Source organism: Micromonospora trifolii (genome assembly GCF_050516465.1).
Taxonomy (GTDB): Bacteria; Actinomycetota; Actinomycetes; order Mycobacteriales; family Micromonosporaceae; genus Micromonospora; species Micromonospora trifolii.
On record NZ_CP191526.1, the window covers coordinates 4,861,161 to 4,887,521 of the forward strand.

At 71.6% G+C, this 26,361-nt stretch carries 22 protein-coding genes; 3 read left to right on the top strand and 19 right to left on the bottom strand.

What is annotated here, in order from left to right:
• Nucleotides 1–102: 102 nt before the first annotated feature.
• The 10 genes from atpD to glyA form a co-directional block, all read right to left on the bottom strand.
• Entirely contained in the window at nucleotides 103–1,539 is a 1,437-nt protein-coding gene (atpD, locus tag ACQRWP_RS22545; protein WP_238677311.1) for a F0F1 ATP synthase subunit beta, read from the bottom strand.
• A complete protein-coding gene (locus tag ACQRWP_RS22550; RefSeq protein WP_430497520.1) occupies nucleotides 1,539–2,468 on the bottom strand; it encodes a F0F1 ATP synthase subunit gamma in 930 nt (309 codons plus the stop codon). The genes atpD and ACQRWP_RS22550 overlap by 1 nt, the downstream gene beginning before the upstream one ends.
• Before the next feature lie 4 nt (nucleotides 2,469–2,472).
• Nucleotides 2,473–4,125, bottom strand: coding sequence for a F0F1 ATP synthase subunit alpha (atpA, locus tag ACQRWP_RS22555; protein ID WP_430497522.1), 1,653 nt, complete (start codon nucleotides 4,123–4,125; stop codon nucleotides 2,473–2,475).
• A 141-nt stretch (nucleotides 4,126–4,266) separates the two neighbouring features.
• Nucleotides 4,267–5,088 carry a F0F1 ATP synthase subunit delta gene (locus ACQRWP_RS22560; protein ID WP_430497524.1) on the bottom strand — a complete coding sequence of 274 codons (822 nt, stop codon included), beginning with the start codon at nucleotides 5,086–5,088 and terminating at the stop codon, nucleotides 4,267–4,269.
• Entirely contained in the window at nucleotides 5,088–5,627 is a 540-nt protein-coding gene (locus ACQRWP_RS22565) for a F0F1 ATP synthase subunit B (RefSeq protein WP_112584053.1), read from the bottom strand. The genes ACQRWP_RS22560 and ACQRWP_RS22565 overlap by 1 nt, the downstream gene beginning before the upstream one ends.
• A gap of 32 nt (nucleotides 5,628–5,659) precedes the next feature.
• Nucleotides 5,660–5,893, bottom strand: coding sequence for an ATP synthase F0 subunit C (locus ACQRWP_RS22570; protein ID WP_091405890.1), 234 nt, complete (start codon nucleotides 5,891–5,893; stop codon nucleotides 5,660–5,662).
• Between the two features lie 65 nt (nucleotides 5,894–5,958).
• Nucleotides 5,959–6,756, bottom strand: a complete 798-nt coding sequence (gene atpB / locus ACQRWP_RS22575; RefSeq protein WP_091405892.1) for a F0F1 ATP synthase subunit A — start codon at nucleotides 6,754–6,756, stop codon at nucleotides 5,959–5,961.
• An 11-nt stretch (nucleotides 6,757–6,767) separates the two neighbouring features.
• Nucleotides 6,768–7,004: an AtpZ/AtpI family protein gene (locus ACQRWP_RS22580; protein ID WP_091405894.1), complete on the bottom strand. Its 237-nt coding sequence runs from the start codon at nucleotides 7,002–7,004 to the stop codon at nucleotides 6,768–6,770.
• Between the two features lie 181 nt (nucleotides 7,005–7,185).
• Nucleotides 7,186–7,611, bottom strand: a complete 426-nt coding sequence (locus tag ACQRWP_RS22585) for a hypothetical protein (RefSeq protein WP_430497527.1) — start codon at nucleotides 7,609–7,611, stop codon at nucleotides 7,186–7,188.
• Nucleotides 7,604–8,893, bottom strand: a complete 1,290-nt coding sequence (gene glyA, locus ACQRWP_RS22590) for a serine hydroxymethyltransferase (protein ID WP_430497528.1) — start codon at nucleotides 8,891–8,893, stop codon at nucleotides 7,604–7,606. The genes ACQRWP_RS22585 and glyA overlap by 8 nt, the downstream gene beginning before the upstream one ends.
• A 35-nt stretch (nucleotides 8,894–8,928) precedes the next feature.
• Between glyA and ACQRWP_RS22595 the strand changes: the two genes are divergently transcribed.
• Entirely contained in the window at nucleotides 8,929–10,389 is a 1,461-nt protein-coding gene (locus tag ACQRWP_RS22595; RefSeq protein ID WP_430497530.1) for an SDR family oxidoreductase, read from the top strand.
• Between the two features lie 123 nt (nucleotides 10,390–10,512).
• On the opposite strand, the gene ACQRWP_RS22600 is transcribed toward ACQRWP_RS22595, so the two are convergent.
• The 4 genes from ACQRWP_RS22600 to prmC all read right to left on the bottom strand — a co-directional run bounded on the left by ACQRWP_RS22600 (nucleotide 10,513) and on the right by prmC (nucleotide 14,937).
• A complete protein-coding gene (locus ACQRWP_RS22600; RefSeq protein ID WP_430497531.1) occupies nucleotides 10,513–12,624 on the bottom strand; it encodes a transglycosylase domain-containing protein in 2,112 nt (703 codons plus the stop codon).
• Between the two features lie 106 nt (nucleotides 12,625–12,730).
• On the bottom strand, nucleotides 12,731–13,342 hold the full coding sequence (locus ACQRWP_RS22605; RefSeq protein ID WP_357568962.1) for a phosphotyrosine protein phosphatase: 612 nt from the start codon (nucleotides 13,340–13,342) through the stop codon (nucleotides 12,731–12,733).
• Entirely contained in the window at nucleotides 13,343–13,990 is a 648-nt protein-coding gene (locus ACQRWP_RS22610) for an L-threonylcarbamoyladenylate synthase (RefSeq protein ID WP_430503266.1), read from the bottom strand. It abuts the gene before it with no gap.
• Nucleotides 13,990–14,937, bottom strand: coding sequence for a peptide chain release factor N(5)-glutamine methyltransferase (gene prmC, locus ACQRWP_RS22615; protein ID WP_430497533.1), 948 nt, complete (start codon nucleotides 14,935–14,937; stop codon nucleotides 13,990–13,992). The genes ACQRWP_RS22610 and prmC overlap by 1 nt, the downstream gene beginning before the upstream one ends.
• 73 nt (nucleotides 14,938–15,010) lie before the next feature.
• Here prmC and ACQRWP_RS22620 point away from each other — a divergent pair, with 73 nt between their 5' ends.
• Nucleotides 15,011–16,555 (top strand): diguanylate cyclase domain-containing protein, encoded by a 1,545-nt coding sequence (locus tag ACQRWP_RS22620; RefSeq protein WP_430497534.1) that lies wholly within the window; start codon nucleotides 15,011–15,013, stop codon nucleotides 16,553–16,555.
• Nucleotides 16,556–16,581: 26 nt separating this feature from the next.
• Here the strand turns inward: ACQRWP_RS22620 and prfA are convergent, their stop codons facing one another.
• Nucleotides 16,582–17,670, bottom strand: a complete 1,089-nt coding sequence (gene prfA / locus ACQRWP_RS22625; protein WP_430497535.1) for a peptide chain release factor 1 — start codon at nucleotides 17,668–17,670, stop codon at nucleotides 16,582–16,584.
• Between the two features lie 132 nt (nucleotides 17,671–17,802).
• Entirely contained in the window at nucleotides 17,803–18,027 is a 225-nt protein-coding gene (rpmE, locus tag ACQRWP_RS22630) for a 50S ribosomal protein L31 (RefSeq protein WP_030333150.1), read from the bottom strand.
• A 275-nt stretch (nucleotides 18,028–18,302) separates the two neighbouring features.
• Between rpmE and ACQRWP_RS22635 the strand changes: the two genes are divergently transcribed.
• Nucleotides 18,303–19,199, top strand: a complete 897-nt coding sequence (locus tag ACQRWP_RS22635) for an AAA family ATPase (protein ID WP_430497537.1) — start codon at nucleotides 18,303–18,305, stop codon at nucleotides 19,197–19,199.
• A gap of 43 nt (nucleotides 19,200–19,242) precedes the next feature.
• Here the strand turns inward: ACQRWP_RS22635 and ACQRWP_RS22640 are convergent, their stop codons facing one another.
• From ACQRWP_RS22640 to thrB, 3 genes are all read right to left on the bottom strand, one after another.
• Nucleotides 19,243–22,719, bottom strand: coding sequence for a phosphodiester glycosidase family protein (locus ACQRWP_RS22640; RefSeq protein WP_430497538.1), 3,477 nt, complete (start codon nucleotides 22,717–22,719; stop codon nucleotides 19,243–19,245).
• A gap of 142 nt (nucleotides 22,720–22,861) precedes the next feature.
• Nucleotides 22,862–25,060, bottom strand: a complete 2,199-nt coding sequence (gene rho, locus ACQRWP_RS22645; protein ID WP_430497540.1) for a transcription termination factor Rho — start codon at nucleotides 25,058–25,060, stop codon at nucleotides 22,862–22,864.
• 297 nt (nucleotides 25,061–25,357) lie between these two features.
• Nucleotides 25,358–26,302 (bottom strand): homoserine kinase, encoded by a 945-nt coding sequence (thrB, locus tag ACQRWP_RS22650; protein ID WP_238680637.1) that lies wholly within the window; start codon nucleotides 26,300–26,302, stop codon nucleotides 25,358–25,360.
• Nucleotides 26,303–26,361 lie beyond the last annotated feature (59 nt).

A 26,361-nucleotide genomic window follows, 5' to 3' on the forward strand; every position in this document is an offset into this window, starting at 1 on the left:
CACGAGTAACGGACCGCGACGATGGTAAGACGCGAACATGAACAAAAGACTGCCCCGGCATTGCCGGGGCAGTCTTTTTGCTACGGATCGGATGGGGGCTGGTCAGCCCTTCATCAGCTCCTCAGCCTTGCGCTCCAGGTCCTCGAGACCGCCGCACATGAAGAACGCCTGCTCGGGGAAGTGATCGTACTCACCCTCGCTGATCTTGCGGAACGCCTCGATGGTCTCCTTGATCGGGACCGTCGAGCCCGGCACGCCGGTGAACTGCTCCGCCGCGTAGGTGTTCTGCGAGAGGAAGCGCTCGATCCGCCGGGCGCGAGCCACTGTGATCTTGTCTTCCTCGGAGAGCTCCTCGATACCGAGGATGGCGATGATGTCCTGCAGGTCGCGGTAGCGCTGCAGGATCCGCTTCACCTCGGTGGCAACCTGGAAGTGCTCGTTGCCGACGAACTCCGGGGCGAGGATCCGGGACGAGGACGCCAGCGGGTCCACGGCCGGGTAGATGCCCTTGTCGGAGATCGACCGCTCCAGGTTGGTGGTCGCGTCCAGGTGGGCGAACGTGGTGGCCGGGGCGGGGTCGGTGTAGTCGTCCGCCGGCACGTAGATCGCCTGCATGGAGGTGATGGCCTGGCCCCGGACGGAGGTGATCCGCTCCTGGAGCTCGCCCATCTCGTCGGCCAGGGTCGGCTGGTAACCCACGGCGCTCGGCATCCGGCCGAGCAGGGTGGACACCTCCGAACCGGCCTGCGTGAAGCGGAAGATGTTGTCGATGAAGAGCAGCACCTCCTGCTTCTTCACGTCCCGGAAGTACTCGGCCATGGTCAGCGCGGAGAGCGCCACCCGCAGCCGGGTGCCCGGCGGCTCGTCCATCTGGCCGTAGACCAGCGCGGTCTTGTCGATGACGCCGGACTCGGTCATCTCGGCGATGAGGTCGTTGCCCTCACGGGTGCGCTCACCCACGCCGGCGAAGACCGAGGTACCACCGAAGTTGCGGGCAACCCGGGTGATCATCTCCTGGATGAGCACCGTCTTGCCCACGCCCGCGCCGCCGAACAGGCCGATCTTGCCGCCCTTGACGTACGGGGCGAGCAGGTCGATGACCTTGATGCCGGTCTCCAGCATCTCCGTCTTCGGCTCCAGGTCCGCGAAGGCCGGGGCCTTGCGGTGGATGCCCCACCGGTCGTCGGCCTCGAACGTCTCGCCCTCTTTGAGGTTGAGCACCTCGCCGATCGCGTTGAACACCTTGCCCTTGACCGCGTCGCCCACCGGCACCGTGATCGGCTCGCCGCGGTCGCGCACCTCGGCGCCACGGACCAGGCCGTCGGTCGGCTGCATCGAGATGGCACGGACCAGGTTGTCACCCAGGTGCTGGGCGACCTCCAGGGTCAGCGTCTTCTCACCGCCGGACAGGTTCACCTTCACGTTCAAGGCGTTGAACAGGGCCGGCATGGCGTCGCGCGGGAACTCGGCGTCGACGACCGGGCCGATGACCCGGACCACGCGACCCGTGGCCGTCTTGGTCTCTACTGGTGCAGTCATCACACTTCACTTCCCGACGCGGCCAGCGCGTTGGCGCCGCCGACGATCTCGCTGATCTCCTGGGTGATCCCGGCCTGGCGAGCCGAGTTCATCTCGCGCGTGTACTTCTCGATCATCTCTTCGGCGTTGTCGGTGGCGCTCTTCATCGCCCGCCGCCGTGCCGCCGACTCACTCGCCGCCGACTCGATCAACGCCGCGTAGATCCGCGTGTTGATGTACCTCGGCAGGAGCGCGTCGAGCAGCGCCTCCGCCTCCGGCTCGAACTCGTACGCCGGCAGCAACCCCTCGGAGCGCGGCCGGTCCTCCACCTGCATCGGACCGATGACCTTGGTGACCGGGCTCTGCGTCATGAGCGAGTGGAACTCGGTGTAGACGATGTGCAACTCGTCGACGCCGAGCACCCCGTCCGCTCCGCCGCCGCCGTCGATGTCGTCCGCACCGGCGGTGAACGCCTTGATCAGCGTCTCACCAACGGTACGGGCGTCCTCGAACGACGGCTGCTCGCTGAAGCCGGTCCAGTTCGCCTCGATCGGCCGGTTGCGGAACCGGTAGAACCCGACGCCCTTACGCCCGATGACGTAGAGCACCGGCTCCTTGCCGTCCGCCTTGAGCCGCGCGATCAGCGACTCCGCCATCCTGATCGCGTTGGAGCTGTAGCCGCCGGCCAGGCCACGGTCACTGGTGACCAACAGGACGCCCGCCCGCCGCACCCGCTCGCGCGGGGTGAGCAGCGGGTGGTCGATCCGCGCGTTGGACGCCAGCGCCGTGAGCACACCGGTGATGGCCTGGGCGTACGGCAGGGACGCCTGCACCCGGGCCTGGGCCTTGGCGATCCGGCTCGTCGCCACGAGCTCCATCGCCTTGGTGATCTTCTTCATCGACTTCGCCGAGCGGATCCGTTGACGAAGAACGCGTACCTGGGCCGCCACGGGATCAGCTCTCGGCCGGGCGGTCGGTCGCGCTGTCGCGGAAGCGGGTCACCGTCTCGCGGTTCTCGTCGCCCTCAAGCGGCGCGGCCGGCGCGTCGTTGACCTTGCGCTCGTCGTCCTTGTTGAGGAAGACCTGCTTGAACTCGGCGATCGCCGCGTCCAGCGAGCCGACGATGTCGTCGCCCCACTGGTTGTCGGCGATACCGGCCAGCACACCCTGGTGCTTGTGCCGCAGGTACTGGAGGAACTCCGCCTCGAAGCGCCGAACGTCACCCACCGGGATGTCGTCCAGCTTGCCCTCGACGCCGGCCCAGACCGAGACGACCTCCTGCTCGACCGGGAACGGCGAGTAGTTCGGCTGCTTGAGCAGCTCGACGAGGCGGACGCCCCGGTCGAGCTGGGCGCGAGAGGCCCGGTCCAGGTCGGAGGCGAAGGCGGCGAACGCCTCCAGCTCGCGGTACTGCGCGAGGTTGAGCCGCAGCGAACCGGCGACCTTGCGCATCGGCTTGACCTGCGCGGCGCCACCGACCCGGGAGACCGAGGTGCCGACGTTGATCGCCGGACGGACGCCCTGGTTGAACAGGTCGGTCTCCAGGAAGATCTGACCGTCGGTGATCGAGATGACGTTGGTCGGGATGAAGGCCGAGATGTCGTTGGCCTTCGTCTCGATGATCGGCAGACCGGTCATCGAGCCGCCACCCAGCTCGTCGGAGAGCTTCGCGCAGCGCTCCAGCAGGCGGGAGTGCAGGTAGAAGACGTCACCCGGGTACGCCTCACGGCCCGGCGGGCGACGCAGCAGCAGCGACACGGCCCGGTACGCCTCGGCCTGCTTGCTCAGGTCGTCGAAGACGATCAGAACGTGCTTGCCGCCGTACATCCAGTGCTGCCCGATGGACGAGCCGGTGTACGGGGCGAGGTACTTGAAGCCGGCCGGGTCGGACGCGGGCGAGGCGACGATGGTCGTGTATTCCATCGCGCCCGCCTCCTCGAGCTGCCCCTTGATCGAGGCGATCGTGGAGGCCTTCTGGCCGATGGCGACGTAGATGCAGCGGACCTGCTTCTTCGGGTCGCCGGTGCGCCAGTTGTCCCGCTGGTTGAGGATCGCGTCCAGAGCGACAGTGGTCTTGCCGGTCTTCCGGTCACCGATGATCAGCTGCCGCTGACCCCGACCGATCGGGGTCATCGCGTCGATCGCCTTGATGCCGGTCTGCAGCGGCTCGAACACCGACTGCCGGGACATCACGTTCGGAGCCTGCAGCTCCAGCTCGCGGAAGCCCTCGTTGGCGATGTCACCGAGCCCGTCGATCGGCTTGCCGAGCGCGTCGACCACGCGGCCGAGGAAGGCGTCGCCGACCGGAACGGAGAGAACCCGCTCGGTGCGCTTGACGCGCTGCCCCTCCTCCAGCTTGGCGGAGTCACCGAGAACGACGACGCCGATCTCCCGGACGTCGAGGTTCAACGCCACGCCGAGCGTGCCGTCCTCGAACTCCAGGAGCTCGTTGGTCATGGTCGAGGGCAGGCCCTCGACGTGGGCGATACCGTCGCCGGTGTCGGCGACGGTGCCGACCTCCTCGCGGGAGACGTCGGACGAGTAGGAAGAGACGTAGCGCTCCAGGGCGCCGCGGATCTCCTCCGTCGAGATGGTCAGCTCGGCCATCCTCTGCTTCCTTAAAATTCAGGGGCCCGGGATACCTAGTACCGACCGGTCCGAATGGCGTCTGTCATTCCGGGCGCTGCGCGGTCCAGCCACCCCGACGCTGGGCGGCAAAGCCGCTCAGCCGCGGGGCGGCGAAGCCGATCAGCGCTTCGCGAGCGCGTTGCGGGTCTCGTTGAGGCGGCGCAGGATGGTGCCGTCGTACAGGTCGGAGCCGACCCGAACGCTCACGCCACCCAGGACGTGGGGGTCCACCGTCTGCTTGACGGAGACCTCTCGACCGTATATCGCGCCGAGGCTCGCACCCAGCCGGCGCTCGTCCTCGTCACTCAACGGGGCCGCGACGGTCACGTACGCCACCTGCCGGTCACGTCGCTCGGCGGCGAGTTCCACCAGCCGGGTGAGCGCGCTGGTGAAGGAGCGTCCACCGAACCCGCCCAGCGCCGCCTCGACGAGCCGGACGGTGATCGGGTGGGCCTTGTCGGCGAGCAGTTCGCGGACCAGGGCGGCCCGCCGCTCAATCGGAGCCGCCGGATCGCCCAGTGTGTTGCCCAGCGCCGACTGACCGGCGACCACCTGGCCGAAGCGGAACAACTCGTCCTCGACCTCCCCGAGGCCGCCGGCGGAGTCGGCGCTGGCGAGCAGCGCCTCCACGCCGAGCCGCTCGGCGCCGTCGAGCAGCTCCGACGGTGCCGACCACCGGCCGGCGACCAGCGTCGAGAGCAGGTCCAGCGCCCCCGCGTCGATCTTGCCGCGCAGCATCTCGCCGAGCAGGCCGGCACGGTCCGCGCCGGACCGGGCCGGCTCGGACAGCGCCCGGCGCAGCCGCGGCTCGCGCCGCAGCAGGGTGGCGACGGAGAGGATGCCGGCGGCGGCGTTGGCCACCGCCAACGGCTCCGCTCCGCGGACGTACGTCTCCAGGTGCTCCGCCGCAGCCTTGTACGACTCCCGGCTGGCGGCCTGCATCAGCGGGCCCCCGTGCTCTCGAGACCGCTCAGGAACCGGTCGACGGTGCCCTTACGCCGCGCCTCGTCGGCCAGCGACTCGCCAACGATCTTGCTGGCCAGGTCCACCGCGATCGTGCCGACCTCCGCGCGCAGTTCGCGCACGATGGTGGCCCGCTCGGCGGCGAGCGCGTCCTTGCCCGCCTGGATGACCCGGTCGGACTCTTCCCGCGCCTTGGCGAGGATGTCCTGCCGGATGCCCTCGGCGTCGGCCCGCGCGTCGTCACGGATCTTGGCGGCGTCGGTCCGGGCCTCAGCGAGCTGGGCACGGTACTGCTCGAGCAGCTGGTTCGCCTCGGCCTGGGCGGCCTCGGCGCGCTTGATGCCGCCCTCGATCGCGTCGACCCGAGCCTGGAACGTCTGCTCCATGCGCGGGAAGACGAACTTCATCAGCACGAAGCAGAGCACGGCGAAGGCGACCGTGCCGACCACGATCTCCTGCCAGATCGGAATGATCGGGTTGTGGTCTGACTCACCACCCTCGGCGGCGAGGAGGAACAACATGGGTGACCTCCCGGTCGGAAGGGGCGGGATCAGCCGGCCCAGATGAAGCCGAAGGCGATGCCGAACAGCGCGAGCGCCTCGATGACGGCGAAGCCGATCCAGACGTACGGCAGGGTCATGCGCGACGACTCGGGCTGCCGGGCGGTCGACTGGATGTAGGCGGCGAAGACCAGGCCAACGCCGATGCCCGGGCCGATGGCGGCGAGACCGTAGCCGATGGCAGCGGTGCTACCGGTGACCTCGGCGAGAACGCTAGCGTCCATTGGTGTGGTTCCTCCTGGTTATCACGCGTGACTCTCACGCGGGACGACAACGGTTGGTGCGTGGATCAGTGCTCTTCGGCGAGCGCGCCCTGGATGTAGCTGGCGCTCAGCACGGTGAAGACGTAGGCCTGCAGGACGATGACCAGCGCCTCGAGAAGGGTCAGCGCCACGGTCATCACCCAGGACACCACCGAGATCGGCGCCAGCCAGGCGTTGGCGTTGAGCATCGCGAAGCCGCCGAGCGTGAAGACCAGCAGGAGCATGTGGCCGGCGAACATGTTCGCGAAGAGACGGACGGCCAGCGAGAACGGCCGGATGATGAAGGTCGAGAACGCCTCGATCGGGATCAGCAGCGGCAGGATGTACCACGGTGCCGGCGGGATCAGGGCGTGCTTGAAGTATTTGCCGAAGCCGTGGTGCCGGATGCCGATGTAGTTGAACAGCACGTAGCTGATCACCGCGAGGATCGCCGGGAAGGCGATGTGCGAGTTCGGCGAGATCTGGAAGAGCGGAATGATCGCGAACGCGTTCGTCAGCAGCACGAAGCAGAACAGCGTCGTGAAGTAGGGAGCGAACCGCACGCCCTGGTGACCGATCATGTCGACCGAGATGTTGTTCCGGACGAAGCCGTAGATCGACTCAGCGAACCACTGCTTCTTGGTCGGCACCAACTTCGGGTTCCGATAGGTCGCCAGGAAGAAGATGATCAGAACGCCGACCGCGATCCAGATCATCAGCGTGAACTTGGTGAACCACGGAGCGTTCTCCACACCCCAGGGCGCGATCGCGGGCAGGTAGAAGTCGTCCACACTGGGTGGGAATGCCGCCTGGCCCGCTGCCAGAACGTTCGCCTGTCCGAACACCGTGTCCCTTCCTAAGTAGGCGTGCCGAGCCGACGGACGACGAGGATGATCCCCCCGGTCACGCCGAGCACGACGCCGATCCCGGTGGCGACGCCACCGGTATCGAGCCACTGGTCGACCAGCCAGCCGATGAAACCCCACACAAGCATTCCTCCGATGAGGTAGCTGAGCGCGGTCCAACCCTGACCGGCGCCGGACGGATAATCGTCCGGTTCACCGGCGGGACGGGGGGTTTGGTCACCAGCCATGACGGGGCGAACGATATCAGCCGGGAAGACGAGGCTGTGCCTCACCCCCCGCACAACCGTCGTTGTGTGGGCTTCTCGTGGGCGCCGTCGTCTGTGGGCACGCTACTCCCCTTCCGCCCGTCGGAAAATGACCGGAGGCCGACACATTGCGGCGCGTCCGCTGGTTGGGACGACCGCCAGGTCAGCCGCGCGGCCGGCGAGCGTGCACCGTGGTCAGCCACCAGAGGTGCACCGCTGTCCACACTGCCACCCCGGCGACGATGCCAAGGCAGAGAGGGATCAAACCGGGCCAACCGGTCGACGCCACCGCCACCAGCACCGCACCCAGCAGGCTGATCTTCAGCACGTACAGGCCCACGCCGAGCGGCAGCAGCAACTGCGGGTTGACCTGGTCGGCGCGGGCCAGCACCACAGTGGTGAGGGTGTAGCTGAGCACCGTGACGCCCACGCCGGCCGCCGCGCCGAGCGCGGCCGTCACGCCACCGGTCACCCCGCCCACCACCGCGGCGACCGCGGCGAGCGCCGCCGACGCGGCCAACAGCACCGGCAGGTGCCGCAGCCGCCACCGCCGGTCGGTGTCCGGCTCGACCACCCCGGGCTCAGCCACGGGGGTACGCCGGGAACGCCGCGACCAGCTCGGACACCTCGGCACCGAGCCGGATCAGCTCGTCGGCACCACCCGGAGCGCCGGGATCGGTGCGCACCGCACGGGCGATCAACGTCGCCACCTGGCGCAGCTCCCCCTCGCGCATCCCCTGCGTGGTGACGCTCGGCGTGCCCACCCGGATGCCGGAGGCCACCATCGGCGGCTGCGGGTCGTACGGGATGGCGTTCTTGTTCAGGGTGATCGACGCGGCGTCGCAGCGTCGCTCGGCCTCGGTGCCGGTCACCCCCAGCTCCCGCAGGTCGATCAGGGCGAGGTGGGTGTCGGTGCCACCGGACACCGGGCGCATCCCCTCGTCGGCCAGCCCGGCGGCGAGCGCCTGGGCGTTGCTGACCACCTGCCGGGCGTACGTCTGGAAATCCGGCTGGGCGGCCTCGCGCAGCGCGACCGCCTTGGCCGCGACCGCGTGCATCAGCGGGCCGCCCTGGGTGAACGGAAAGACCGCCTTGTCGATCCGCTGGGCCAGCGACTCGCGGCACAGGATCATGCCGCCGCGCGGCCCCCGCAGCACCTTGTGGGTGGTGGCGCAGACGACGTCGGCGTACGGCACCGGGGACGGGATCGCCCGGCCGGCCACCAGGCCGATGAAGTGCGCCGCGTCCACCATCAGGTACGCGCCGACCTCGTCGGCGATCTCCCGGAACCGCGCGAAGTCGATCAGGCGCGGGTACGCGGTGGCCCCACAGATGATCAGCTTGGGTCGGTGCGCCCGCGCCAGGTCCCGTACCTCGTCGTAGTCGATCTGCTCGGTGTCCGACCGGACCGGGTAGCCGACCGGGTGGAACCACTTGCCGGAGAAGTTCACCCGGCTGCCGTGGGTGAGGTGCCCGCCGTGCGGCAGGTCCATCGCCAGCACCGTGTCCCCCGGCTGCACCAGCGCGGCGTACGCGGCCAGGTTGGCGCTCGCCCCGGAGTGCGGCTGGAGGTTGGCGTGCTCGGCCCCGAAGAGCTCCTTGGCCCGGGCGATGCCGATCTCCTCGGCCCGGTCCACCTCGGCGCAGCCGCCGTAGTAGCGCCGGCCCGGGTAACCCTCGGCGTACTTGTTGGTCAGCGTCGAACCGAGCGCGGCCAGCACCGCCGGCGAGGTCAGGTTCTCGCTGGCGATCAGCTGCAGGCCGCCCCGCAACCGGTCCAACTCGCCGAGGACCACCCCGGCGATCTCCGGGTCAGTGGCCCTGAGCTGCGCGAAATCCGGCCCCCAGAAGGTGCTCGTCTCGGTCTCCACAGCGAACGAGTCTAGGGGGCAGCAGACTGGGACCTGTGAGATGCCTCGTCACCGGAGCGACCGGCTACATCGGCGGGCGGCTGACGCCGCTGCTGCTCGCCGACGGGCACACCGTGCGCTGCCTCGCCCGCAAGGCGGTGCGGCTGCGGGACGTGCCCTGGGCCTCGGCGGCCGAAATCGTCGAGGGAGACCTGAGTCGACCGGAGACGCTTGCCGCCGCGTTCGCCGACGTGGACGTCGCGTACTTCCTGGTGCACTCGCTGGGCCGGCCCGACTTCGAGGCGGCCGACCGGACGGCGGCGACCAACTTCGCGACAGCGGCGCGCGCGGCCGGCGTACGTCGAATCGTCTACCTGGGCGGCCCGCTGCCGGCGACCGACACCGTCCCCTCGCCGCACCTGCGCTCCCGGGCCGAGGTGGGCCGGATCCTGCTGGCCAGCGGGGTGCCCACGGCGGTGCTCCGGGCCGCGGTGATCATCGGCTCCGGTTCGGCGTCGTTCGAGATGCTGCGGTACCTGACCGAGCGACTGCCCGCCATGATCACGCCGCGGTGGGTGCGCAACCAGATCCAGCCGATCGCCGTCCGCGACGTGCTGAACTACCTGGTCGGCTGCACCGCGCTGCCGGCAGAGGTCAACCGGGGCTTCGACATCGGCGGGCCGGACGTGCTCACGTTCCGCGAGATGATGCAGCGCTACGCCCGGGTGGCCGGGCTGCGCCGGCGGATCATCGTGCCGGTCCGGGCGCTCACCCCGTCGCTCTCCTCGCACTGGGTCGGCCTGATCACGCCGGTGCCGAACGCCATCGCCCGCCCGCTGGTGGAGAGCCTGATCCAGGAGGCGGTCGCGGACGAACACGACATCGCCCGCTACGTACCCGACCCGCCGGGCGGGCTGACCGGCTTCGACGACGCGGTGGCGCTGGCGCTGGCGAAGGTGCGCGACGCCCAGGTGGAGACCCGCTGGTCGAACGCGAGCGGCCCGGACGCGCCGGCCGAACCGCTACCCACCGACCCGGTGTGGTCCGGTGGCACCGCCTACACCGACGTCCGGGAACGGGCGGTGGACGCGTCGCCGACGGCGCTCTGGCGGGTGATCGAGGGCGTCGGCGGCGAACACGGCTGGTACTCGTTCCCCCTCGCCTGGTCCATCCGCGGCTGGCTGGACCGGCTCGTCGGCGGGGTCGGGCTGCGCCGGGGCCGACGCGACCCGCACCACCTCCAGGTCGGCGAGGCGCTGGACTTCTGGCGGGTCGAGGAGATCATCCCCGGTGAGTTGCTGCGGCTGCGCGCCGAGATGCGGCTACCCGGCCGGGCCTGGCTGGAGATGCGGGTACTACCGGTTGACGGCGGCCGCAGCCGCTACCAGCAGCGCGCGGTCTTCCTGCCGCGCGGCCTGCCGGGGCACGCCTACTGGAAGTCGGTGGCCCCGTTCCACACGGTGGTCTTCGGCGGAATGGCCCGCAACATAGCCCGCAACGCCGAGCAGACCCCCTGACCGCCCCGCTCCCGCGATCTTGCACTTTGTGTTGCCGATTTGCGGACCTCGGCACCTTTTGTCACGGCAGGAAGTGCAAGATCGGCGAGTGGGGTGGGGTGGGGTGGGGTGGGGGTCGGGGGGTTAGTTGCCGGCTTGGGGTTGGGCTTGGAGGGCGGTTCGTTGGCTGGGCGGGACGAAGTCGCGGACCGGTTGGTCGCGCAGGGCGAAGGCGAGCACCTCGCCGACCGCGTTCACCATCTGGGCCTGCACCGCCTGACCGACCGCGTCCCGGGGATCGTCCGGGTTCGCTGCCATCGAGGCGACCGCGAGCTGCGGCGTGAACGCCACCACAGTCTCCGTCTCGTACCGCTCCGAACTGCCGGTCTTGCCCGCCACCGGACGGCCGAGCTTCGCCCGCAGCCCGGGTGCTGTGGCGCCGTCGCAGCGCCCGTACATCGACTGGTCGCCGACCGGGCAGCGGGCCGCGTCGGTGGCCGCCCGCGCCACGTCGGCGTCGAGCACCTGCCGGCAGTCCGGCTTGGCGGCGTCGACCGGCCGGCCGCCCGAGTCGGTGATCGAGACCACCGGCAGCGGCGCGCACCACGTCCCCTCGGCCGCCACCGTGGCGTACGCGCTGGCCAGGTCCAACGGGGTGGTCGCGGCCACGCCCAGGGTGAACGGACCCCAGTCCTTCGCGCCGTAGCGGGCCAGCTTGGCGTCGGACTCGGCCCGCAGCACGATGCCGAGCCGCTCGGCCATCTCCACCACCCGGTCGGCGCCGACCTTCTCCGTGAGCCAGGCGAAGTACGTGTTCACCGAGCGGCCGAACGCGCTCCACATGGTGCGGGGGCCGTCCATCGCCGACGGGCTGGCGTTGGCCGGGCACCACCGTCCGTCGCAGCTCGCCTCCCCGGTCACCGGGAAGCGGGTGAGCAACTGGGTCGGCGCCACGAAGTCGGTCGACAGCGGCAGGCCGGACTCCAGCGCGGCCAGCAGGGTGAAGAGCTTGAACGTCGAGCCGCCCTGGTACCCCTCGATCGCGCCGCCGCCGGCGATCAACTGGTTGACGGTGTTCGGGCGGTTCTTCTGCCCGACCGGGTTGTCCGCCACGCTGTAGGCGCGGTTCACCGACATCGCCAGGACCCGCCCGGTGCCCGGTTGCACCACGGCGGTGGGCACCGCCTCGGCCCTGGTCGTCGGATAGATCTTCAACACCTGCTCGGTGGTGGCCCGCTGCACCCCCGGGTCCAGCGACGACACGATGGAGAAGCCGCCCCGGCGCAGCGCGCGCTGCCGCTCGTCGGCGGTCGCCCCGAACGCGGACTGGCTGCTCCACCAGCGGGTGAACCAGTCGCAGAAGAAGCCCCAGTCGTTGTGCGCGTCGGGCACACCCGTGCAGTCGTTCGGGGTCTCGCTGGGCCGCAGTTGCAGCGGTTCCGCGCGTGCCGCCGCCGCCGCGTCCGCCGGCACCTGCCCCGACTCCACCAGCCGCTCCAACACGTACGACCGCCGGGCCACCGCGCTGTCGGCGTCGCCGTTGATCGGATCGTCGCTGTCCGGCGAACGCACCAGACCGGCGAGCAGTGCCGCCTGGGCCAGGGTCAACTCGGCCGGGGAGCGGGAGAAGTACCGCTTGCTGGCCGCCGCGATGCCGTACGCCCCGGCACCGAAGTAGGCGATGTTGAGGTAGCGGGTCAGGATCTCGTCCTTGTCGAGTTCCCGCTCCAACGCGAGCGCGTACCGCATCTCCTGGAGCTTGCGGACGGTGGTGAGTTCGGTGGCGGCGTCCCGCTGCGCCTCGGTCAGCCGGGGATCGTTGCTGAGCACGTTACGGACGTACTGCATGGTCAGCGTGGAGGCGCCCTGCCGGGTCCGGCCGTCGCGCTTGTTGACGGTGAACGCGCGCACCACGCCCCGCAGGTCGACCCCGCTGTGCTGGTAGAACCGGACGTCCTCGGCGGCCACGATCGCCCGGCGCATCACCGGAGCCACCTCGTGCAGCGGCACGTCCACCCGGTCCTCCTGGTAGAAGGAGGTGATCAGGGTGGTGCCGTCGTTGGCGTAGAGGTTGGAGCGCTGCGCGGTGGGCGGCGTCCGGAGTGTGTTCGGCAGCTCCGAGTACGGCGTCGACAGGGCGCTGAAGCCGATCCCGAAGACCAGGGCCGCGGGCAGTGCGGCGGCGGCCAGCACCAACCCGGCCAGCACTCCGGCGATCACCACGGTCAGCAGTTTGTCGAGTTGGGCCCGGATCATCAGCTCTCCCCGCAGGAGCCGGTCACGCTAGGACCCGTTCAGAATGACCCGGAACGCCCCTTTAGCCCTGGGTTTTCCCCAAACCCGGAGGAAACTCGCACCACGCTCAGGGGAGCAGCGCGCCGGCCAGCGGGTGGACCGTCTCCTCGATCTCGTCGGCGACCCGGCTGAAGCACTGGTCGCCACGACCCCACGGGTCGTCCAGATCATCGGTGGCCAACGCCGAAGCGCCCAGCCGCGCGTCGTGAGCCGCCGCCACCAGGGCCACCCCACGGGCGTACACGGCCTCCGGGGTGGCGTCGCCCGGCGGCAGCGCGGCGGCGTCCACCGCGGCCAGCAGCCGGCCGAACTCCCCCAGCACGAACGTGCGGGCCGCCGCGTCCGGACGAAGCGCCACAACGTACTCAAACTGGTCGGCGGTGGCGGTCAGGACCAGGTCGGCGGCGTCGATGTGGTCCGAGCGCAGCTTGCGCGCGGCGAACCCCGCCACGTCCCCACCACGGCCGGTGACCTGCCGTGCCGCCGGCGGGTTCATCTCCTCGCCCGCGTGCCAGCCACCCGTGCCGGCGCTGTGGCTGTGCACCAGCTCCTCGGCCTGGGCCGGGTCCTGCGAACGCCGGGTCAGCCGCTCCCGCACCGCCAGGGCCAGCAGCCGCTCCGCCATCGGCGAGCGGCAGATGTTGCCCATGCAGACGTGCAGAACCGTGAACGGGGGCACTCAGACCGCCCGACCGTCGATGAGATCCGGAACCACGTCGCGCAGCTTCTCCAGCGGGATCGCCCCGGCCCGCAACAGCTGCGGCACCTCACCGGTCAGATCCACGATCGTGCTGGGCACCGGGTCCGGGCAGGGGCCGGCCTCCAGGTAGGCCCGCACCGAGTAGCTGAGCTGGTCACGCGCCTCGTCGGCGGTGACCGCGGCCGGCTGCCCGGTCTTGTTGGCCGACGAGACCGCCATCGGGCCGGTCTCGCGCAGCACCTCCAACGCCACCGGGTGCAGCGGCATCCGCACCGCCACCGTGCCGGTCTTGTCGCCCAGGTCCCATTGCAGGCTCGGCGAGTGCTCGACCACGATCGTCAGCGCACCCGGCCAGAACGCCTCCACGAGATCCCGTGCGGCAGTGGGCAGCGAGAAGACCAACCCGTCCAGGGTGTGCCGCGAGCCGATCAGCACCGGCGGCGGCATCTGCCGACCCCGACCCTTGGCGTCGAGCAGCGCCTTCACCGCGTACGGGGTGAACGCGTCCGCGCCGATCCCATACACGGTGTCCGTCGGAAGAACGACCAGCTCGCCGTTCTTGACCGCCTCGATCGCCGCAGCGATGCCGCGGTCCCGATCGGCGGGCGACCGGCAGTCGTAGAGCATCACGAGGAGTCAGTCTGCCACGCCGCCCCGATCGGGGCGTGCTGGCCGTCCGCCCGTCGGGACGCGGTGGCGTAGCGGGGACGCCCGGTGAGGTCCAGATGCTCCGCTACAGCGGTGAAGCCGCCGTTCCCGGCGAGCAGCTCGGGCACCGCCGCGCCGTGGGTGTCGTCGTGCTCGACGCCGAGCACGCCCCCCGGGCGCAACAGCACCGCCGCCCGGGCGACGACCGGCCGGATCACCACCAGACCGTCCGAGCCGCCGAAGACCGCCTCCGCCGGGTCGTGCCCGGCCACCTCCGGCGGGACCACCACGTCTTCCGGCACGTACGGCGGGTTGCAGAGCAGCACGTCCACCCGGCCCACCAGCTCGGCCAGCAGGTCCGGCGCTGTCACATCGGCCTCGACCACCTCGATCGGCCGGTCCCCCGCCGCGGCGCGCTCCGCCGCGTTGCGCCGCAGCCAGGCCAGCGCCGCCGGGGACCGCTCCACCGCGATCACCCGCGCTCCCGGCAGCTCCTGAGCCACCGCCAGCGCGATCGCCCCGGAGCCGCTGCACAGGTCCACCACCACCGGGTCGGGCCGGCCCTGGGCCTGCTCGACACCCCAGCCGGCCAACAGCTCGGTCTCCGGCCTGGGCACGAAGACACCCGGGCCGACCGACAGCTCCAGATGCCGGAACCCGGCCCGACCGGTCAGGTGCTGCAACGGCTCCCGCGCGGCACGGCGGCGCGTCAACTCGTCGAGCCGCACCAGTTGGTCGTCGCTCAGGTCGTCGGCGAGAGCCAGCCGGCCCCGGGGAACCCCCAGCACGTACGCCGCCAGCAACTCGGCCTCCACCCGGGCCGAGCCAACCCCGGCGGCGGCGAGCGCGCGGGCCGCTCGGGCCACCGCGGCGGACGGCCGGATGGGGCCTGTCCCTTCGGGGGGGTGTTGCGGCAAAGTACTCACGACATAATCATGAAGCGTCGCGGGCGACGTGACGAACAGGTGCGCCCAGGCGCGCACGACAGGAGGTTGGCGGGTGGGCTGGCTCGACCGGGTCGATGACCAGGTTGACGCCCTCACGCACGCCCGGGCGTTGCAGGAGGCCAGCCGCTCCGCGGAGGCGTACGTCCTGCTGGAGCGTGTGATCCGCACCACCAACGACCCGGCGGCGCGAGCGGACGCCATGGTGCAGCGCCTCTCCGCGCTGATCAATCTCGGTCGCACCGCGGAGTTCACCCGGGCCATCGAAGAGGCGTCGGCGGCGGTCCGCGACCTCGCCGAGCCCTATCTGCACGGTCACCTCAACGCGCTGGCCGCGCTCGCCGCGCACCACCAGGGCGCACTGGACCGCTGCGTCATGCACCTCGTCCGGGCGGCTCGGGCCCTGGGCGCCGTCGCCGACCCGGACCGGGACACCGCCTGGGGCTGGCACGACCTGGCCATGGCCTACAGCTACCTCAGCTTCCACGGGTACGCCCTGGGCGCCATCGAGCGTGCCCGGCAGCTCGGGCTGACCGCCGGGATCCCGGAGGAGACCTTCGCCGCGCCGGGCATCCGGCTGCGCAACGCCGTGGCCCTGGACCACAACGGCGACAGCGACGGTTGTCTGCGGGTGCTCCGGGACGTGGCCGCCGACCTGACCCGCTTCGTCCGCGCCGGGCGAGCCGGCCAGTTACGCCCGAGCAGCCTCGCCGCGTACGGCTACGCGGCGGCCCGACAGGCCGCGCTCGGCGACCAGGTGGCGACCGAAGGCCCCGAGCCGGCCCGGTTGATCACCCATGGCGGCGACAGCGCCCGCGCCCGCGACCTGCGTCAGCTCGGGCAGGTGTGCCTCGCCGTCGCCGACGGCCGGCCGATCGAGGCGGTCGCCCGACTGGACACCGTCCAGGTCTCCAACGAGACGCTCGGGGCGGCCGAACCGGCCCGGCTGCGCAGCATCGCGCTGACCCGCGCCGGGGACCACCTGGCCGCGCACCGGGCCGACCGGCTGGCGTTCCGGCTCGCCGCGCAGCGCAACGACCGGCTGCGCGACGTCTACATCGACGGCATCGCCGCCCGCATCGACCACGAGGAGATGCGGCGCGAAGCGGCGCGCTTCGAGGGCGAGGCGTTGACCGACCCGCTCACCGGGCTGCCCAACCGCCGCCGGCTGGAGCGCTACATCACCGCCGTGGTCACCCGTGGCGAACGAGTCGTGATCGGCGTCTGCGACCTGGACGGCTTCAAGGCGGTAAACACCCGGCACGGGCACCACTCCGGCGACCTGGTGCTGCAACGCATCGCCGGCGTGATCAACCGGGTGATGCGCCGGGGCGACTTCGTGGCCCGCTACGGCGGTGACGAATTCGTGGTGGTGCTGCCGGACACCGGCATGGCCGAGGCAGCCGAGGTGGCCCGCCGGATCGAGGCCGCGGTCCGCCTGGAGGACTGGGAATCGTTGGTGCCCGGCACCCCGGTCGGGGTGAGCATCGGCTTCGCCGAGGTCTCCGGTGGCGGCGGGCTGCGCGACGCGCTCAGCGTCGCGTTCGAGCAGGCCGACCGCGAGATGCTCCGCGCCAAGACCCGCCCCCGCGCGAGCTGACCGCGCCGGTCAGCTCGCTGCCGCGGTCAGCGGCGGGTCAGCTCGGTGTCGCCGGCGAGCCGGGCGGCCCGGTCGGCCTCGGTGAGGGCGTCCAGCACCCCGTCCAGCTCGCCGCCGAGCGCCAGATCCAGGTTGTACGCGGTGTAGCCGATCCGGTGATCGGTGATCCGGTTCTGCGGGAAGTTGTAGGTGCGGATCCGCTCCGAGCGGTCCACGGTGCGCACCTGCGCCTTGCGCGCGTCCGAGGCGGCGGCGTCGGCCTGCTCCTGGGCGGCGGCGAGCAGCCGGGCCCGCAGGATCCGCATCGCCTGCTCCCGGTTCTGCAACTGGGACTTCTCGTTCTGGCAGGAGACGACGATGCCGGTCGGCAGGTGGGTGATCCGCACCGCCGAGTCGGTGGTGTTCACCGACTGGCCACCCGGGCCGGACGAGCGGAACACGTCGATGCGCAGTTCGTTCTGGTCGATGGTGACGTCGACGTCCTCGGCCTCCGGCAGCACCAGCACCCCGGCGGCGCTGGTGTGGATCCGGCCCTGCGACTCGGTCACCGGGACACGCTGCACCCGGTGCACGCCGCCCTCCCACTTGAGCCGCGACCAGACGCCGTTGCCGCCGTCCGGCACACCCTTGGTCTTGATCGCCAGGGAGACGTCCTTGACCCCGCCGAGGTCGGAATCCTGCGCGTCGATCACCTCGGTGACCCAGCCGTGCCGCTCGGCGTACCGGGTGTACATCCGCAGCAGGTCACCGGCGAACAGCGCCGACTCCTCGCCACCCTCACCCGCCTTGATCTCGACGATCACGTCCTTGGCGTCGTGCGGGTCGCGCGGAATGAGCAGCTCGGCGAGCCGCTCCTCCAACACCGGCAGGGACCCGGCGATGGCGTCCGCCTCAGCCGCGAAGGACGGGTCCTCGGCGGCCAACTCGCGAGCCGCGGCCAGATCGGCGCGGGCCTGCTCCAACTCGTCGGCGGCCTTGTGCAGCGGCACCAGCTCGGCGTACCGGCGGCCGACCCTGCGCGCGGTGGCCTGGTCGGCGTGGATGGCCGGATCGGCCAACCGCTTCTCCAGCTGCGCGTACTCGTCGAGAAGGCCGGCCAGACGCTCGCTGCTCATGCTGCGGATGCTCCTTCGACGGTGCGCGACGACCGGGCCGGGGCCGGGGGCCAGCGGCCGGGCGGAAATGGAGGAAAATACGGACGGCGCCCGCGTCCGGTGAAAAACCGGACGCGGGCGCCGAACGAGGAGCTACTTGGCCTTCTTGGCCTGAACCTTGGCGTACTTCTGCTGGAACTTCGCGACCCGGCCGGCGGTGTCGAGAACGCGCTGCTTACCGGTGTAGAACGGGTGGCAGGCGCTGCAGGTCTCGGCGTGGATCGCCCCGCCCTTGGCGGTGCTGCGGGTCGTGAACGTGTTGCCACAGGAGCAGCTGACCTCGGTGGTCACGTACTCCGGGTGGATGTTTGCCTTCATCTCGCCTCGGTCCTCTCGTTGGTGGTCGCCGGGTCGCCGTCATCGCTCGTCGCGCCGTACGCGACGGGCTCGGGCGTGAACCGGAACCGGTGGCCGATTGACCAGTGTGCCATGGGCCTGAGCCGACCCGGTAATCGGGCCGCACACCTCGTCCGGCATCGTCAACACGTGCCTACCCGTCCGCATTCCCGCCGCCCGGCGGGGCATTCGCGCACCCGGCGGACCGCCGCCAGGTACCCCGGCCGGGGTACGCCCGTCGAGCCGGAGATGCGTCGATGACCCGCCTGATCGCCACCCGGGGACTGCCCGCCTCGGGCAAGACGACGTTCGCCCGCACGCTCCAGCCGTCCGTATCGCGGGTCAACCGGGACGACCTGCGCCGGATGCTGCACGGCGAACGGCTGTTCACCCAGTGGGCCGAGGCGCAGGTGACCGCCGTACAGCAGGCTCAGGTCGAGGCGCTGCTGCGGGCCCGAGCGGACGTCTGCGTGGACGACACCAACCTGCGTGCGCGGACCCTGCGGGGCTGGGCCGAGCTGGCCGCCCGCCACGGCGCGGACTTCGAGGTGCACGACTTCACCGACGTGCCGCTGGACGAGTGCCTGCGCCGCGACGCCGCCCGGCCGGCCGTCGACCAGGTCGGCGCGGACGCGATCCGCCGGCTGCACGAGCGGTACCTTCAGGGTCGGGAGCTGCCGCTGCCGGTGCCGCAGGCCCGCACCGGACGCCCCGCCGTGGTGCACCCGCCGTCGGCCGAGCCACCGGAGATCGTCCTGGTGGACATCGACGGCACCGTCGCGCTGGCCGTCTCCCGCAGCCCGTACGACATGACCCGGGTGGGCCAGGACCAGCCGAACACGGCGGTGATCGCGGCGGTCCGGGCGATGCACGCCGCCGGCTACGGGGTGGTCTTCTGCTCGGGGCGGGACGCCTCCGCCCGCGCGGCCACCGAGGCCTGGCTGGCCCGGCACGTACGAGTGCCCTACCTGGGCCTGCACCTGCGCGCCGTCGGCGACTCCCGGAAGGACTCGATCGTCAAGCGGGAGATCTACGACCGGGAGATCCGGGACCGTTACCGGGTGGCCGGCGTCTTCGACGACCGCGTCCAGGTGGTCCAGATGTGGCGATCCCTCGGCCTCACCGTCTTCCAGGTGGCCGACGGCGACTTCTGAGGTGTCCGGACGGGCCCCGCGCGTGGGGGCCCGTCCGGACAGTTCACCCGGTGACGGTGATGGTGGCCTCGGCACGGGCGCCGTTGACCTCGACCGTCAGGCGTATCGGCGCGCCGGGCCGCAGTGCCGTCAGGGTGCCGGTGGCCGGGTCGAATCGGGCGGTGTGCCAGGGGCGCACCCCGGCCGCCGAGCCGACGTGCACTCCCGGCGAGGCCGACCAGTCGGCGCTGACCGGTGCGGCCACCGGGACCGTACGCCCGCCGGGCTGGGTCAGCGTGGCGGTGACCGCTGCGGGGCTGCCGACCACGACGCTGGCCGGGGCGGCCACCGTGAGACGGTCGGCGTGCGCGTGGAACTCCGCGTCCACCCAGCGCGGGCCCTCGGCGAGCGGGTTACGGCGGGCCCGGTCGGCCTCGGCCGGGGTCACCGGGTCCACGCCGAACTCCGTCCAGCCGGTGAAGCCGCCCTGGTCGGCAGGGGTGGACGGCGTCTTGCCCGCATTGCCGTTGATCACGTAGGGCACCCCGTCCACCCGGTCGGCGTGGAAGGTGCCGACATGCCCGCCCACGAACAGCGCGCCCTTGCCGGTCCGGTGCTGGAAGTCGGCGAGCCACTGCTCCAGCAGCGCCGCCTCCTTGCGGTCGCCGAGCTGGCTGGCCTGCGCCGGGCTGGGGTCACGCGGCGGGTGGTGGTGCAGGACGACGACCGAACCCACGCGCCGGTCGGTGGCCGCCGCGTCCAGCGTCTCGCGGAGCATCCGTACCTGGTCGAAGCCTCCGCCGCGCAGCGTCCCGGTGGACGAGTTCAGCGTGACGAACCGGGTGCCGTTGTGGTCGAACACCCGGGAGGTGGCGCCGAACGCGGCCGCGAAGTTGCTGATCGGGGCGCCCATGATCTCGTGGTTGCCGGGCACGTAGTACCAGGGCAGCGCGTCGCCCAACTCCTCGTCGAGAATCCGCCGGGCCAGCGCGAAGTCGGCCGGGTAGGCGGTGTCCACGAAGTCGCCGTTGATCAGGAGGAAGTCCGGCCGGGCCGCCCGCACCTCGCGCAACGTCCGCCGGGCCTGGGCGACCAGGTCGCTGTCCGGGTCGGCGGCGACGAACTGGGCGTCGGAGAGCACCGCGAACCGCCAGGGCGCGCCGTCCACCGTGCCGTCGCGAACCACCACCCGATCGGTACGCGGTGCCACCTCCGGCACGTCGACCGTCGGGGGCACCTTCGCCACCAGGTCGTCGATGATCACTTCGCTGGTGTACTGCGCCGCGGCGTTCGTCTCGGCCACGTAGAAGCGGCGTACCCGCACCGGGTACTGCACCCCGGCCGGCACCGCGAACTCCACGTACCGCCAGCCGGTCCAGGTGATCAGTGGGCCACGCAGCACGTGCTGAGTGTCCTGGGCGTCGTGCAGGTGCAGGCTGGGCCACTCCCCGGTGCCGTTGCCGTGGATCCACATCCCGAAGGCCTGCGGCTGACCGGGCACCTCGATCCAGGCGGGCGGGTCGGCGTACGCGGCCCGCGTGCCGGTGGACTGGCTGAAGTCGTACGACATTCGCAGGCCGGTGCCGGTGTGCCCTGGTGCCGGCGCGACCGAACCGCTGGCGCGGGCCTGGCTGAACCGCCAGGACGCGGCGTCGTCGAAACCGGCGACCGGCACGTCGGTCAGCCCGACGGTGACCGGCAGGACAGCGCTCGTGCGTCCGACGTGAACAGTCACCAGCCCCGAGCCGGTGTCCCGCAACGCGGCGATGGACAGGTTGCCGTCCCCGGTGGGAGTGATCCGCAGCAGGTCCCGGTCGTAGTCGAGGGTGAGGTCGGCCGGCTCGATCGGCGCGGTGTTGCCTTCGGCGTCGTACCCGACCACGCCGACGAGGGCGTTACCGTCCCGGCCGGTCAGTCCGACCCGCGGCGCGGTGGTGCCGATCCGGGCCAGCGGGCCGAGCACTGTGAGGTTCAGCGAGCCGGTGACCCGCCCCCGTGCGGCGGTGACCGTGCTGGCCCCCGGTGCGCCGGCGTGGAACACGCCGTCGCTGTCGACCCGGCCGCGTACCGCCGGGGTCGCCCGCCAGGTGGGGGCGCCGGCCGCCGGGCCGTACGTCTCGTCGTAGCCGGCTGCGGTGAGGGTGCGGGTCAGCCCCGGGAAGACCCGGTCGGGCCGCCCACCTCGCACCGGTGAGACGCCCGGGGCGGCGGTGGGGTCGCTGGCCGTCTCGACCCAGTAGCCGGTGAGTCGCCCGCTGCCCTTCGGCGCATAGATGGCCAGGCCGTTGGGCACGGCCCGCTCGCTGCCGTCGGAGGGGCCGTTCTCCAGCTGCACGGCGGGCGCGCCCGGCTCCCGGGCCAGCAGCGTGGACGATCCGCCACCGTCGAGGTTGAGCGCGTGGTGGGCGCCCAGCTCGGCCATCATCCGGCCCATCTCGGTCTGCGTCACGCCGCGGCTGTCGACCTGACGGCCGTCCACCGTCAGCATGATCATCTTTCGACCGTCGGCGCTGAACCCGACGGAGGTGCGGGGGGCGAGGGTCGGGTCGGCGATGCTCTGCACGACGCCGTCGCGGACCAGGACGTTGCCGCCCCCGACCGCCGCGTGCAGGGTGCTGCCGTCGGAGGGCTTCGGCCGCCAGGCCACCGCCACCTGGTCACCGGGGCGCAGGCCGGCCAGCGCGTCCGCGCCGAGGTCGCGGCCGAGCAGCACGGTGCTGCCCGCGACGATCGGGCCGCTACCGGCCACGCTTCCCACCGCTGCCACCCGACCGTCGGTCACGGTGACCTCGACCACCCGGGCCGCGCCCTCCACGGCACGCTGCCGGGTGTACGTCCCCCACAGTTCGGTGAAGGCGCCGATGCCGTCGGCCTGCACCATGTTGTTGAACTGGGTCAGCGGGACCGGCCCGGTGGGCAGGGTGGCGCTGCCGTCGAAGTTCACCTCGATCACCCGCCCGAGCCCGGTCGTGGTGACCGCCGCCGCGTTGCGGTGACCGCTGACCCCCGACTGGATCAGCTCGCCGTCACGGACTCCGACGCCCTGGGCCGCGCCGGAGTTGTTGATGTCGAAGAAGTCGCCGTTGACCGCGGCGACCGCATGCGACTGGTCCACCGCCTTTCGCAGCGGCTCGGCCCGGCTGACCGCGCCCGAGTTGACGTAGTCGACGGTGGAGCCGCCGGCCAGGTCGGTGGTGAGCGCGTCGGCGCGCAACCAGCCCTCGGCGTCGTACCGGTCGAAGGACGTCAACTGCACGCCGGGCGCGACCGGCCGGATGGCCTTCGTGGTCTCCAGCCCGCCGGCCGGCTCCAGCCCACCAACGTCGGCGGTCGGGGCGGCGGCCAGGCTGACCGAGCCGGCTGGGCGGGAGGACGCGGGCGGCGCGTCCTCCGCGATCGTGGGTGAGGCCAGGGACGGTGAGGCGACGGTGGGCGGGTCCACGGTGGGTGCCGCAGTGGCCGGCGGTGACAGGGCCAGGGCGAGCAGCGGCGTCAGCAGCAGGACGCCGGTGCGGCGGGCGGATCGTCTGCGGGTACGCATGGACGACAGTCAACCCGGCAATGAATAGAAGTTTCAATACCTATCGACTGAACCGAAGGAAAATTCCATCAAGTGCCGTCCGCAGACACGGCGAAGGGGCACGACCTGTGTGGCCGTGCCCCTTCGTCTCACCCGGGGATGGTTACTCCCCCGGCGTCGACTTCGCGATCTGCATCAGGAACTCGATGTTCGTGCGGGACTGCTTGAGCCGGTCCAGCAGGAGATCCATCGCGGCCTGCGAGTCCAGCGAGTGCAGCACCTTCCGGAGCTTGTGGATGATGGCCAGCTCTTCCGGTGCGAGCAGGACCTCTTCCTTACGCGTACCGGACGGGTTGATGTCGATGGCCGGGAAGGTCCGCTTGTCGGCGATCTTCCGGTCCAGCTTCAACTCGGCGTTGCCGGTGCCCTTGAACTCCTCGAAGATGACCGTGTCCGCCATGGACCCGGTCTCCACCAGCGCCGTGGCGATGATGGTCAGCGACCCGCCGTTCTCGATGTTGCGGGCCGCGCCGAGGAAGCGCTTCGGCGGGTAGAGCGCGGTGGAGTCGATACCACCCGACATGATCCGGCCGCTGGCCGGCGCCGCCAGGTTGTACGACCGACCGAGCCGGGTCACCGAGTCGAGCAGCACGACGACGTCGTGCCCAAGCTCCACGAGGCGCTTGGCCCGCTCGATGGCCAGCTCCGCCACCGTGGTGTGGTCCTGCGGCGGACGGTCGAACGTGGCCGCGATGACCTCGCCCTTGATCGACCGCTGCATGTCGGTGACCTCTTCAGGCCGCTCGTCCACCAGCACCACCATCAGGTGGCACTCCGGGTTGTTGCGGGTGATCGCGTTCGCGATCGCCTGCAGCACCATCGTCTTACCCGCCTTGGGCGGAGACTGGATGAGTGCCCGCTGGCCCTTGCCGATCGGCATGACCAGGTCGATGACCCGGGTGGTCAGGATGTGCGGCTCGGTCTCCAGCCGCAGGCGCTCCTGCGGGTAGAGCGGAGTGAGCTTGTAGAACTCCGGACGACGCCGCGCCTCCTCCGGCTCCATCCCGTTGATCGTGTCCAGGCGCATCAGCGGGTTGTACTTGTCGCGCCGCTGGTCGCCGCTGTTGCCGCCCTCGCGGGCCGCCCGCACCGCACCGGTGATCGCGTCACCGCGGCGCAGGCCGTACTTCTTGATCTGGGACATCGAGACGTACACGTCGTTCGGGCCGGCCAGGTAACCGGTCGTCCGCACGAAGGCGTAGTTGTCGAGCACGTCGATGATGCCGGCCACCGGGACGAGCACGTCGTCCTCGTTGACCTGCGGCTCACGCCCGCCGGTGTCGGCGCCGGTCTCGGTGCGCTCGCCGCGCCCGCGGCGACGGTCCCGGAAACGGCTGCGCCGGCCGCGCCGGCCGCCGCCCTCGTCGTCGTCGTCGCTGTCCCGCTCGGCACGCTGACCCCGGTCGTTGCGGTCGTTGCGGTCGGGTCGGTCGTTGCGCTCGGCACGCTCACCCCGGTCGGAACGCTCACCCCGGTCGTTGCGCTCGCCACGATCGGCACGCTCGCCCCGGTCGTTGCGCTCGCCACGGTCGGTCCGCTCGCCACGCTCGGTCCGCTCGCCACGCTCGGTCCGCTCGCCACGCTCGGTCCGCTCGCCACGCTCGGTCCGCTCGGTCCGCTCGGCACGCTCGGTCCGGTCGGCACGCTCGGTCCGCTCGGTCCGCTCGCCACGGTCGGCACGCTCGGTCCGCTCGCCCCGGTCGTTGCGCTCGTTGCGCTCGCCCCGCTCGGCGCGCTCCGGACGCTCGGCCCGGTCGCGGCGGTTCTCGCCACGGTCGGCCCGCTCGCCGGCTTCCGCCTCGTCGGTACGCGTCTCGGTCGCACGCGCCTCGGTCGCACGCACCTCAGCGGGGCGCGCCTCGGTGGCACGGGCCTCGGTGGCACGGGCCTCCGCCGTTGCGGTCCGGCTCCGCCGGGTGCGGCTACGACCCTCGGTCTCGGCGGCCGGCTCGGCCGGCGCCTGCTCGGCACCGCGTCCTTCGGCTGCCGGCCGGTCGGCGGTCTCCCGCACCTCGGCGCGCACTCCCTCACGGGTCGGGGCGGCCGCGGCCGCGACCTCGGCCCGTGGTCGAGGGGTCCCGGCGGCGTTGCCGCCCTGCCGCTCGGAAATCGCGGCGATCAGCTCGCCCTTGCGCATGCGAGCCGTGCCGGAGATGCCGAGCGACGCAGCCAGGCTTTGCAGCTCTGGCAGCAGCATCGCCGACAGACCGGTGCCGCTACGCCGACGACGGGCGGGAGCGGCGGCGGTGGCATCGCCAGCGACGTTGGAAACATCCGACGTCACGTCGGTGGTGTCGCTCAATGGATTCCTTCCCTCGATAAGGCCGGGACTGCCCGGAGTCGGAGCTCAGGTGGCCGGGCGGCCTCGGTGCACCCGCCTCGCAAGGACGCGTCGCGGGAGTCTGTGACACAGCAGCCGGTCGGTATCCCGACTCACCAACGTCGGTGAGCAGGTCTCGCCGTCTGCGGCGACCTGTGGAAACTGCGGTGCGGCGTGGGCCTTTGGCAGGGGTAGACGGGCTGACCGCCGAGAGCTTCGGGGGTGCGCCGCCCCGCAGGAGATCGCGTGCTTCGCGGCTGTGCTAGGTCTAGAGCGTAATCAACTCTTCCGACCTGCGGCAACAGGGTCCCGCTCGGCGTGTCCAAGTCTACCCCGCGCAACCCGCGCGCCGCTGACGTCTATCGGTAACTGCCAGATCTCCCAGTCTGTTCCCACTGGGAAGCCCGCTGGGGGCTCGCTGAGCGCCAGCACAGTCGGCCCCGCCCCACTGACCACAGCTGCCACATCGGCCGCTCGCAACGCGCTGACCAGGGCAGACGTTCCCTGCATCCCGGCTGCGCGATAATCCTGATGGAGCCGGTCGACGGTGGCCGGCAGCAGCAGGGTCGGGTCCGTGGTGAGCGCGTGCACCAGCAGCGCTGCCCGCCCGGCGGTCAACGCGGCGTCACCGTGCGGCACGGTTGCCGGCAGAGCCGCCCGCGCGGTCGCGGTCAAACCGCGTTCCGCCGGAACGAAAACGGTGGGCCGCACCGCGGCGGCGACCGGCAGGGAGACCGCCCGGGCGCCGCCCGGCTCGGACCAGGCCACTGTGAAACCGCCGAGCAGGCACGGCGCCACATTGTCGGGGTGGCCCTCGATCTCGGCGGCCAGCCGCAGCGCGCCGGCGTCGTCGAGGCGGTGCTCCCCGTCGACGACCAGGGCACGGGCCAGCAGCACCCCGGCGACGATCGCGGCGGACGAGGAGCCCAGCCCACGTGCCTGGGGGATCCGGTTGACACACTCCACGCTCAGCCCCGCGGGGTGGGCCCCGAGCACGTCGAACGCGGCACGCATGGCCCGCACCACCAGGTGCCGGTCGTCGTCGGGCAGCTCACCGGCGCCCTGCCCGGTCACTGCCACCCGGACACCACCCGAGGCGACCTCGGCGGCCACGTCGTCGTAGAGCCCGAGGGCGAGGCCCAGCGCGTCGAAGCCTGGACCCAGGTTGGCGCTGGTCGCGGGGACCCGGACCCGGACCGGCTCGGGGGTGAAGTTCGTCGGCACGCGCTCATGCTAGGGCTCGGGACCGACGAACCGGCCCCGCGCCCGCTGCCTGGGACCGC